Source organism: Streptomyces sp. H27-H1 (genome assembly GCF_026627445.1).
GTDB lineage: Bacteria > Actinomycetota > Actinomycetes > Streptomycetales > Streptomycetaceae > Streptomyces.
This window is the reverse complement of record NZ_JAPNLJ010000097.1, coordinates 1-10,157: the sequence shown is the minus strand read 5'-3', so window position 1 is coordinate 10,157 and position 10,157 is coordinate 1. Positions and strand designations below refer to the sequence as shown.

Below are 10,157 nucleotides of genomic sequence, written 5' to 3'. Positions count from 1 at the left end.
CGCGGGGCAGGAACGGCTCCAGCCGCTCCCACTCCGCGTTCGTCAGATCTCCCCGCCCCACCATGCTGACCAGCCTGAACCAGACAGCATGATCACGTCAGGAGATCCAGGAAACAGAACCTAGGCCCCGCGACCGATCCGCCGGCCACGGCGCCGCGCGTACGGTGAAGCCATGCACTCCGGACCCAAAGGCCCCCGCAGCGGCGGTCTGGCCGCCGTGAGCACCGCGCTGCTCGCCATGAGCCGCCGGCTGGAGGTCCGCGAGGCGCTGCGCACGATCGTCGCCTCCGCCCGCGACCTGCTCGACGCCGAGTACGCGGCCCTGGGCGTCCCGGACGACCACGGCGGCTTCGCCCAGTTCGTCGTGGACGGCATCAGCGAGGAGCAGTGGCGGGCGATCGGCCCGCTGCCCCGCCAGCACGGCATCCTCGCCGCGATGCTCCACCAGGACGGCCCCGAGCGGCTGGCCGACGTACGCGAGGACCCCCGGTTCGAGGGCTGGCCCGCCGCCCACCCCGACATGTCCGATTTCCTCGGACTGCCCATCCGGGACGGCGAGGAGACCCTCGGCGCCCTGTTCCTGGCGAACAAGCGCGGCCCCGACGGCTTCACCGACGAGGACGAGGAACTCCTCGCGCTCCTCGCCCAGCACGCGGCGATCGCCCTCACCAACGCCCGCCTCTACGAGCGCAGCCGCGAGCTGACCATCGCCGAGGAGCGCTCCCGCCTGGCCCACGAGCTGCACGACGCGGTCAGCCAGAAGCTCTTCTCGCTCCGCCTGACCGCGCAGGCCGCCGCCGCCCTCGTGGACCGCGACCCGGCCCGCGCCAAGGAGGAGCTCCAGCAGGTCGCCGCCCTCGCGGCCGAGGCCGCCGACGAACTGCGCGCGGCCGTCACCGAGCTCCGCCCCGCCGCCCTGGACGAGGACGGCCTGATCGCCACCCTGCGCAACGAGGTCCGCGTCCTGGACCGGGCCCACACCGCGCACGTCACCTTCACCTGCGACGGCGTACGGGCCCTGCCCGCGGCCCAGGAGGAGGCGGTCCTGCGCGTGGCCCAGGAGGCCCTGCACAACGCCCTGCGACACTCGGCCGGCGACCGGATCGACGTCACCCTGACCCGCCGGGAGACCGGGGGAGCCCGGCTCCGGGTGACCGACGACGGAACCGGCTTCTCCCCTCCCACCGTCCGCCGGGCCGGCCGGCATCTCGGCCTGGTCTCCATGCGGGACCGGGCGGACGGCGTCGGCGGCCGGCTCACCGTGCGGTCCGAACCCGGCACCGGCACGACGATCGAACTGGAGGTACCCGGTGGCTGACACGCCGGCCCGTAGCGGCCGCGTCAGGGTGTTGCTCGTGGACGACCACCAGGTGGTCCGGCGGGGCCTGCGCACCTTCCTGGAGGTCCAGGACGACATCGAGGTGGTCGGCGAGGCCGCCGACGGTGACGAGGCCATCGAGCGCGCCGGGGAACTGGGTCCCGATGTCATCCTGATGGACATCAAGATGCCGGGCACCGACGGCATCGAGGCACTGCGCAGACTGCGGGCGCTGGCGAACCCGGCGCGCGTGCTGATCGTCACCAGTTCCACCGAGCAGCGCACGGTGGTCCCCGCCCTGCGCGCCGGCGCGGCCGGCTACGTCTACAAGGACATAGACCCCGACGCGCTCGCCGCCGCCATCCGCTCGGTGCACGCGGGCCACGTCCTGCTCCAGCCGGAGGTCGCCGGGGCCCTGCTCTCCGGGGAGGGCCCCGCCCCGTCATCGGGCCGCGGCGGCAACCTGACGGACCGCGAACGCGAGGTGCTGGGCCACATAGCGGACGGGCGCGCGAACCGGGAGATCGCCCGCGTGCTGGTGCTGTCGGAGAAGACGGTCAAGACGCACGTCTCGAACATCCTGATGAAACTGGACGTCGCGGACCGTACGCAGGCGGCGCTGTGGGCGGTCAGACACGGTATCGGGCAGTGATTCATACGGTCGGGTGTATGTAGCCCACATGGCGTATCCCGTTCGTCGGATGAGCGTTCTTCATGACGTGCCGCGGCGGCTGGCCGCGGCAGACGTACTGGAGGACGAGAACGTGAAGAACTTCAAGAAGGCCACTGCCGTCACCATGATCGCGGGCGGCCTCCTCGCCGCCGGTGCGGGTGTCTCGTCGGCGCACGGCGGTGCGTCGGCCGAGGGCGAGGCCTTGAACTCGCCCGGCGTGGCCTCGGGGAACCAGCTCCAGCTCCCCGTCCACATCCCCGCGAACGTGGTGGGCAACTCGGTCAACGTGATCGGCCTCCTGAACGGCGCCTTCGGCAACACGGGCGTCAACAGCTGACCCACCCCCCGCAACACCGCCACCTCGCGAACGCGGCACCCGCTCCGCAGGCCCGGACTCCGTCCGGCCGGCTGGCCGGCCCCGCGCAGCGACCAGGCACCTCGGCCCCGCTTCCCCCCTCTCCCTGGGCAGCGGGGCCGACGCCTTTTCCCGGAAGCCCGGCATCCGGCAGCCTGCGCCCAGGGGCGCCGGGACAGCCCGGCCGGGCAGCCTCCTGGCACAGCAGGACCCGCTCGCGCAGCGTCCCCGCACCAGGAGCCGGCCCCCACAAACGGCTAGCGCCCCCGCTCCCGCTCCTCGACGGCCGAGTTGTACGCCGCGACCAGCGCCCGCCGAGCGACCCGCTCCACCGGCCGCAGCGCCTCCGCCCGAGCCGCCATCTCCGAGGCGGCCACCGCGGCCCCGTGCCCCCGCTGGTACGCCAGCGACACCATCAGGTCCACGCGCTGCGCCAGCGACAGGACCCGTACAGCCCGCGCCGGATATCCCGGCGCCAGCGCGTCCCGCCCGGCTTCCGTCCGCGCCCGGTACGCGGACAGCGCCGCATCCGCGACCGGCCCGGACCCCGCCACGTCCAGCCGGGTCAGGACGACCGCGGCCTCGCGCAAGGCCTCCGCCAGTTCCCGTTCCGCCTCGCCGAGCGACGGTACGTCCGCCGGCACTGCCTCCCGTACCGGCAGGCAGTGCCAGGTCACCGACACGTGCACATCACCCGCGGGCCCGGCCTCGTGGACCTCCGGCACCAGCCCGACCGCCGCGCCCACGGCGACGACCGCCTCCTCTGCGTCCAGCGCCCGCGCGTTGAATTCCGGGGGCCCGCTCAGCCCCAGCGGATGCCCCGGCGCCGGGAGCGCGATCCGCAGCCCGGTCACCCCCAGCACCCGCAGCCGGCCCAGCGCGAGCGTGAGCCCCACGGGGCCGGATTCACCGGGCAGCCCCTCCACCCGGTGCACGGCGTCCTCGCCCACGATCGACAACACGGCTTCGTCGGGCGAGACGAGACCGGCCAGCAGAGCGTTCCCCCAGGCGGCCAGGCGCCCTGAACGCGGTTCGAAAAGCATCCCCCTACTTTACGGACGGCCCCCGCGACCAGGGCCCGCGCCCGGACCCCTCCCCGAGTGGCGTAGGTTTTCCCCCTGGGGCTGCGCCCACCGACACCGCGGCGCACAGACGAACCGAGACTGCAAGGGGAGACAACACGCTCATGAGCGATGTTCTGGAGCTGGTGGACGTATCCGTGGTCCGCGAGGGCCGGGCTCTGGTGGACCAGGTCTCCTGGTCGGTGAAGGAGGGGGAGCGCTGGGTGATCCTCGGCCCCAACGGCGCCGGCAAGACCACGCTGCTGAACCTCGCCTCCAGCTACCTCTTCCCCACCAAGGGTTCCGCCACCATCCTCGGCAGCACCCTCGGCAAGGTGGACGTCTTCGACCTGCGCCCCCGCGTCGGCATCGCCGGCATCGCGATGGCCGACAAGCTCCCCAGGAGCCAGACGGTCCTGCAGACCGTCCTCACCGCCGCGTACGGCATGACGGCCGGCTGGCAGGAGGAGTACGAGGAGGTCGACGAGCAGCGCGCCCGCGCCTTCCTCGACCGCCTCGGCATGACGCCCTACCTCGAGCGGAAGTTCGGCACGCTCTCCGAGGGCGAGCGCAAGCGCACCCTGATCGCCCGCGCGCTGATGACCGACCCCGAGCTGCTGCTGCTCGACGAGCCCGCCGCCGGTCTCGACCTCGGCGGCCGCGAAGACCTCGTACGACGCCTCGGCCGGCTCGCCCGCGATCCGCTCGCCCCCTCCATGATCATGGTCACGCACCACGTCGAGGAGATCGCCCCCGGCTTCACCCACGTGCTGATGATCCGCCAGGGCAAGGTGGTCGCCGCCGGCCCCATCGACCTGGAACTGACCTCCCGCAACCTCTCCCTCTGCTTCGGCCTGCCGCTGGTCGTCGAGCGCAACGGGAACGACCGCTGGACCGCCCAGGGCCTGCCCCTGCGCTAGCCCGCGCACCAGCCGGGCCTGCCGCACCCTGTCCGGACCGCGCCCACCCGACCTACCATGACCATGTGGACATCGACGCGTGGGTGTGGTGGCTCATCGGCGCGGTCGGACTGGGCATCCCGCTCGTCCTGACCGCGATGCCCGAGTTCGGCATGTTCGCCGCCGGCGCGGTGGCGGCATCCGTCACGGCGGCGCTCGGCGGGGGAGTGGTCGCCCAAGTCCTGGTCTTCGTGGTCGTGTCGGTCGCGCTCATCGCGGTCGTCCGCCCGATCGCCAACCGCCATCGCAACCAAAAACCCCAACACCGCAGCGGAATCGACGCGTTGAGGGGTCGCAGCGCCGTCGTCCTGGAACGGGTCGATGCCGGCGGCGGCGGCCGGATCAAGCTCGCCGGCGAGATCTGGTCGGCGCGCTCCCTGGACGCGGACGCCACCTTCGAACCGGGCGAGTCCGTCGACGTCGTGGAGATCGACGGGGCGACCGCCGTCGTCATGTGAGCAGGCGGCACATGAGCACGCCGCATGTGGGCAAGCAGCATGTGAGCAGGCGCATGTGAGCACGCCTCATGTGGGCAAGCAGCCGACCCGCGGCCCCGGGGTCTGCGAGACTCCGCTGAACGGGGCAGTACAGACAGCCGGAAGGGCACGGGGAACCGCATGCAACCGATCATCATCGTTCTGATCATTCTGGTGGTTCTGGTCTTCATCGCACTGGTCAAGACGATCCAGGTGATCCCGCAGGCCAGCGCCGCGATCGTCGAACGGTTCGGCCGCTACACCCGCACCCTCAACGCGGGCCTCAACATCGTCGTCCCGTTCATCGACTCGATCCGCAACCGGATCGACCTCCGCGAACAGGTCGTCCCCTTCCCGCCGCAGCCCGTCATCACCCAGGACAACCTGGTCGTCAACATCGACACCGTCATCTACTACCAGGTGACCGACGCCCGCGCCGCGACGTACGAGGTGGCCAGCTACATCCAGGCCATCGAGCAGCTCACCGTCACCACGCTCCGCAACATCATCGGCGGCATGGACCTGGAGCGGACCCTGACCTCCCGCGAGGAGATCAACGCGGCCCTGCGCGGAGTCCTCGACGAGGCCACCGGCAAGTGGGGTATCCGCGTCAACCGCGTCGAGCTGAAGGCGATCGAGCCGCCGACCTCCATCCAGGACTCGATGGAGAAGCAGATGCGCGCCGACCGCGACAAGCGCGCCGCGATCCTCCAGGCCGAGGGCGTCCGCCAGTCCGAGATCCTGCGCGCCGAGGGTGAGAAGCAGTCCTCCATCCTGCGCGCCGAGGGTGACGCCAAGGCCGCGGCCCTGCGCGCCGAGGGCGAGGCCCAGGCCATCCGTACGGTCTTCGAGTCCATCCACGCCGGCGACGCCGACCAGAAGCTGCTCGCCTACCAGTACCTCCAGATGCTTCCGAAGCTCGCCGAAGGCGATGCCAACAAGCTCTGGATCGTCCCGAGCGAGATCGGCGACGCCCTCAAGGGCCTCTCCGGCGCGATGGGCAACTTCGGCCCGATGGGCGCGGCTTCGGGCTTCAACCCGGGCAACGTCGGCAAGGACGGCGGCGCCGGCGCGTCCGACAAGGCCGCCGCGGAGCGCCGCGAGCAGCCCCCCATCGACTGAACGGCCCGACTCCTACTGCATGATCAGTGAGGCCCCTCGACCTTCACGGCGGGGAGGCGACTCACTCATGCAAAGGGGACGGCCTTGTCTGCCTTCTCGATGTCCCTCTGGGAATCCCTCGCGGTCTTCGCCGCCGGCGTCGGAGCCGGCACCATCAACACCATCGTCGGTTCCGGCACCCTGATCACCTTCCCGGTGCTGCTGGCCACCGGCCTCCCGCCGGTCACGGCCAACGTCTCCAACACCCTCGGCCTCGTACCCGGTTCGATCAGCGGAGCCATCGGCTACCGCAAGGAGCTCCAGGGACAGCGCGCCCGCATCATCCGGCTCGGTGCCGTCTCCCTCGTCGGCGGACTGGCCGGCGCGATCCTGCTCCTCACCCTGCCGTCCGACTCCTTCGACACGATCGTGCCCGTCCTGATCGGCCTGGCCCTCGTGCTCGTCGTCTTCCAGCCCCGGCTCGCCGCGGCCCTCCGCAAGCGCCAGGAAGCCGCCGGAGGCGACACCGGCCATCCCGACGGCGGCCCGGCGCTCCTGTCGGGCATGCTGCTCTCCAGCGCGTACGGGGGCTACTTCGGTGCCGCCCAGGGCGTGCTGTACCTGGGCCTGATGGGCCTGCTGCTCCGCGATGACCTCCAGCGGATCAACGCGGTGAAGAACGTCGTGGCGGCGATGGTGAACGGCATCGCGGCCGTCTTCTTCCTCTTCGTCGCCGAGTTCGACTGGACGGCCGTCCTGCTCATCGCCGTCGGCTCCACCATCGGCGGTCAGCTCGGCGCGAAGGTAGGCCGCCGGCTGCCGCCGACCGTCCTGCGCGCCGTCATCGTGATCGTCGGGATCATCGCGATCGTCCAGCTACTGATCCGCTGAGCGACGTAGAAGGCGTACGCCGCCCAGCGAAGCCGTCTAGCCCGCAGGACGATCCGTCCCTACGCGATCACCCGCGGCCCTACGCGGAACGCTCCAGCCACGCGGGCAGCGCCTCCCGTCCGCCCACCCCCAGCGCGAGCAGCATGGCGTCCGCCGGCGAGGGAACGAAGGGCTTGCGCAGGAGCGGCATACCCGCCTCTTCCGGGGTCCGCGCCGCCTTGCGGTGGTTGTCCTCGGAGCAGGAGGCCACCGTGTTCAGCCAGGTGTCCCCACCGCCCTGAGCCCGCGGAAGCACGTGGTCCACGGTCGTCGCGCGCTTCCCGCAGTATGCGCAGCGGTGTTGGTCCCGGATCAGCACCCCCCTCCGTGACCAGGGAGCATGTCTCCGGAAAGGCACCCGGACGTACCTGCAGAGTCTGATCACCCGCGGCAGCGGGAGATCCATCGTGGCCGCACGCACACGGAACTCAGGATGCGACTGTTCGACGACGGCCTTGTCCTGGAGCACCAGGACCACGGCCCGGTTCATGGTTACCGTCGACAGCGGCTCGAAGCTCGCGTTGAGCACCAGCGTGTCCCGCATCTCGCCCACCTCCCGTGTGCAGGCCCGCGACCACCCTGGCGGCAAGGCCCGCGACCCACTCTGGTCGCGCGCGCCACGCGGGACAACGCAATAAAAATGCCCGGTCCTGGTCGCCTTTAGACCAGGACCGGGCAAATGCTCGGAGAACGAGAAGTGGAACGGTCAGCCGGCCGGAGCCTCGTACTCACCGATCAGCTGCGCCCGCCCCAGCGTGTGGAACCGCAGGTTGAACCCGACGGCGGCCGGCGACACGTCCGCGTCGGGGCCGAGCTTCTCCTCGTCCACCGCGTACACGGTGAACACGTAGCGGTGCCGCTCCCCGGCCGGGGGAGCCGCCCCGCCGAAGTCGCTGGTGCCGTAGTCGTTGCGTACGTGCACGGCCCCGGCGGGCAGCCCCTCGAACTTCCCGCCGCCCGCCCCGGCCGGCAGCTCGGTGACCGAGACGGGCAGGTCGAAGAGCACCCAGTGCCAGAACCCGCTCCCCGTCGGAGCGTCCGGGTCGAAGCAGGTCACGGCGAAGCTCTTCGTCCCCTCCGGGAACCCCTCCCATCGAAGGTGAGGCGATGTGTTCCCACCGGACAGCACCTGGGCAGACCCCAGATCGGCCCCGGGCTCCAGGTCCGCACTGCTCACCGTGAACTCGTGCACCGCCGGATGGAAATCGTGGGGGAGCGGCGCCCTGCTCTGCTCGGCCACTGCTGAACCTCCTGCTGGGTTGAGTCGACGCTGACCGGTACCTGTACCGCCGCCGAGCCTAGATCCGCTCAGAGCCAATTGCGCTGCGAACCCACCGACGCGATCCACTGGTTCAGGTACGCCGCCCAGTCCGTCTCCTGGTACGACTGCAGCCCCACCTGGAAGCAGCGGTAGGTGTCGCTGCCCTCGCTGAACAGACCCGGCTTCTTGTCCATCTCAAGGATGACGTCCATTTCGCGGCCGTCGGAGACGAAGGTCAGCTCGACCTGGTTCAGCCCCCGGTACTGCGACGGCGGCACGAACTCGATCTCCTGATAGAAGGGCAGCGTCTGCCGCGTCCCGCGGATGTGCCCGCGCTCCATGTCCGCGCTGCGGAAGGAGAAGCCCAGCTGCGAGAAGGCGTCGAGGATCGCCTGCTGCGCCGGCACCGGGTGCACGCTGATCGCGTCGAGGTCGCCGGCGTCCACCGCACGCGCGATCTCCAGCTCCGTGCTGACCCCGATGTTCATCCCGTGCAGGTGACGCCCACCGAAGTGGGTGATCGGCGTCTCCCACGGGATCTCCAGCCCGAACGGCACCACGTGCAGGGCGCCCGCCTGTACCTGGAAGGCGCCGCCCAGCCGCTGCTTGGTGAAGACCACGTCCTGCTTGTACTCCTGGTCGGCGCCCTCCACCTCCACCCGCGCCTGGAGCCCGACGGACAGCCCCTCGATCTGCTGCTCCACGGAACCGCCCTGGATCCGCACCTCGCCCTGGACGATCCCGCCCGGTACGACGTTCGGCTCGGTGATGACCGTGTCGACCGACGCACCACCGGCACCCAGGCTCGCGAACAGCTTCCTGAACCCCATGCTCTGACTCCCCTATACGACGTGCTCGAAGACTTGCGCGACTACGCGCAGGACTACCCCTACAAACGCGGAACCTTAGGCCCCGGTTGCATGTGTACGCAGTCCACTACGCTCGACCGGATGAGCGCGCGACCCGACCGTACGCCCCTGCCCCGATCCTTCTACGACCGCCCGGTCCTCACCGTGGCCCCGGACCTCCTCGGCCGCACCCTGGTCCGGCGGACCCCGGAAGGCCCCATGGAACTGCGCATCACGGAGGTGGAGGCGTACGAGGGGGAAGCAGACCCCGGCTCCCACGCCTACCGCGGCCGGACGGCGCGCAACGCGTCGATGTTCGGTCCACCCGGACACGCGTACGTCTACTTCATCTACGGCATGTGGTTCAGCCTCAACCTGGTCTGCGGCCCACCCGGCCACGCGAGCGGTGTCCTGCTGCGGGCTGGGGAGGTCACCGTGGGCGAGGAGCTGGCCCGCAAACGCCGACTTTCAGCCAGGACCGACCGAGAACTGGCCAAGGGCCCAGCCCGTCTGGCCACCGCTCTGGCCGTGGACCGCTCCCTCGACGGCACGGACCTCTGCTCGGACCCGGATTCCCCCCTGTCCCTGCTGACCGGTACCCCCGTCCCACCGGACCTGCTGAGCAATGGCCCCCGCACCGGAGTGGGCGGCGCCGGCGCGGCCCACCCGTACCGCTACTGGATCACCCATGACCCCACGGTGAGCCCGTACCGCGCCCACGCGCCGCGCCGCCGCTCAACTTGACTCGACCTCGGCGGACGCCTAACGTAGCCCGAGCCGCTTGAACGGGGCACTGCTATCAGCAGACCTCCGGAGCGGCCAACCCACTACCTACGACTTACCCCTGGCGGGGTCTTATTCGGCATGTCCGAATTCGATTCCGAACGGCCGATTATGAGCCACACGGGATAAGCGCTAATGTGGTGGAGCGCCGAAAGGCAAAGACCCTCCAACGGTCACCGAATTCAAATCCAGTCCGGAAACGGCGCGGAAATGATCTGGTAGAGTTGGAAACGTAAGGAAGCGCCCGGAGGGCCTGGAAACAGGAACAAAGGAAGCGTCCGTTCCTTGAGAACTCAACAGCGTGCCAAAAATCAACGCCAAAAGTTGATACCCCGTCCATTTCGGTGGATGAGGTTCCTTTGAAAAAGACCTGTGAGGTCGCGGTTCTGCCG

At 70.4% G+C, this 10,157-nt stretch carries 12 protein-coding genes; 8 read left to right on the top strand and 4 right to left on the bottom strand.

What is annotated here, in order from left to right:
• The first annotated feature begins 172 nt into the window (after nt 1-172).
• The 3 genes from OTB20_RS41195 (at nt 173) to OTB20_RS41185 (ending at nt 2,328) form a co-directional block, all read left to right on the top strand.
• Entirely contained in the window at nt 173-1,318 is a 1,146-nt protein-coding gene (locus OTB20_RS41195) for a GAF domain-containing sensor histidine kinase (RefSeq protein WP_267825039.1), read from the top strand.
• A complete protein-coding gene (locus tag OTB20_RS41190; protein ID WP_267825038.1) occupies nt 1,311-1,970 on the top strand; it encodes a response regulator in 660 nt (219 codons plus the stop codon). Before OTB20_RS41195 ends, OTB20_RS41190 begins: the two co-directional genes overlap by 8 nt.
• A gap of 112 nt (nt 1,971-2,082) precedes the next feature.
• Nucleotides 2,083-2,328, top strand: a complete 246-nt coding sequence (locus tag OTB20_RS41185) for a chaplin (RefSeq protein WP_324289269.1) — start codon at nt 2,083-2,085, stop codon at nt 2,326-2,328.
• A gap of 275 nt (nt 2,329-2,603) precedes the next feature.
• Here the strand turns inward: OTB20_RS41185 and OTB20_RS41180 are convergent, their stop codons facing one another.
• The gene (locus OTB20_RS41180) at nt 2,604-3,389 is read right to left on the bottom strand and encodes a hypothetical protein (RefSeq protein ID WP_267825037.1); all 786 of its coding nucleotides are present in this window, start codon (nt 3,387-3,389) and stop codon (nt 2,604-2,606) included.
• Nucleotides 3,390-3,532: 143 nt separating this feature from the next.
• On the opposite strand from OTB20_RS41180, the gene OTB20_RS41175 reads away from it, so the two are divergent.
• From OTB20_RS41175 to OTB20_RS41160, 4 genes are all read left to right on the top strand, one after another.
• Complete coding sequence (locus OTB20_RS41175; protein ID WP_267825036.1) at nt 3,533-4,327, top strand: ABC transporter ATP-binding protein; 795 nt, start codon at nt 3,533-3,535, stop codon at nt 4,325-4,327.
• 65 nt (nt 4,328-4,392) lie between these two features.
• Entirely contained in the window at nt 4,393-4,824 is a 432-nt protein-coding gene (locus tag OTB20_RS41170; RefSeq protein WP_267752492.1) for an NfeD family protein, read from the top strand.
• A gap of 159 nt (nt 4,825-4,983) precedes the next feature.
• Nucleotides 4,984-5,964 (top strand): SPFH domain-containing protein, encoded by a 981-nt coding sequence (locus OTB20_RS41165; RefSeq protein ID WP_267752494.1) that lies wholly within the window; start codon nt 4,984-4,986, stop codon nt 5,962-5,964.
• A gap of 99 nt (nt 5,965-6,063) precedes the next feature.
• Complete coding sequence (locus OTB20_RS41160) at nt 6,064-6,834, top strand: sulfite exporter TauE/SafE family protein (protein WP_267825040.1); 771 nt, start codon at nt 6,064-6,066, stop codon at nt 6,832-6,834.
• Between the two features lie 79 nt (nt 6,835-6,913).
• Here the strand turns inward: OTB20_RS41160 and OTB20_RS41155 are convergent, their stop codons facing one another.
• From OTB20_RS41155 to OTB20_RS41145, 3 genes are all read right to left on the bottom strand, one after another.
• Nucleotides 6,914-7,417, bottom strand: coding sequence for an HNH endonuclease (locus tag OTB20_RS41155; protein ID WP_267752496.1), 504 nt, complete (start codon nt 7,415-7,417; stop codon nt 6,914-6,916).
• Between the two features lie 162 nt (nt 7,418-7,579).
• Nucleotides 7,580-8,113, bottom strand: a complete 534-nt coding sequence (locus tag OTB20_RS41150; protein ID WP_267825035.1) for a YbhB/YbcL family Raf kinase inhibitor-like protein — start codon at nt 8,111-8,113, stop codon at nt 7,580-7,582.
• A 68-nt stretch (nt 8,114-8,181) separates the two neighbouring features.
• Complete coding sequence (locus tag OTB20_RS41145; protein ID WP_267752499.1) at nt 8,182-8,964, bottom strand: sporulation protein; 783 nt, start codon at nt 8,962-8,964, stop codon at nt 8,182-8,184.
• A 120-nt stretch (nt 8,965-9,084) separates the two neighbouring features.
• On the opposite strand from OTB20_RS41145, the gene OTB20_RS41140 reads away from it, so the two are divergent.
• Nucleotides 9,085-9,726: a DNA-3-methyladenine glycosylase gene (locus OTB20_RS41140; protein ID WP_267825033.1), complete on the top strand. Its 642-nt coding sequence runs from the start codon at nt 9,085-9,087 to the stop codon at nt 9,724-9,726.
• The last annotated feature ends 431 nt before the right edge of the window (nt 9,727-10,157 follow it).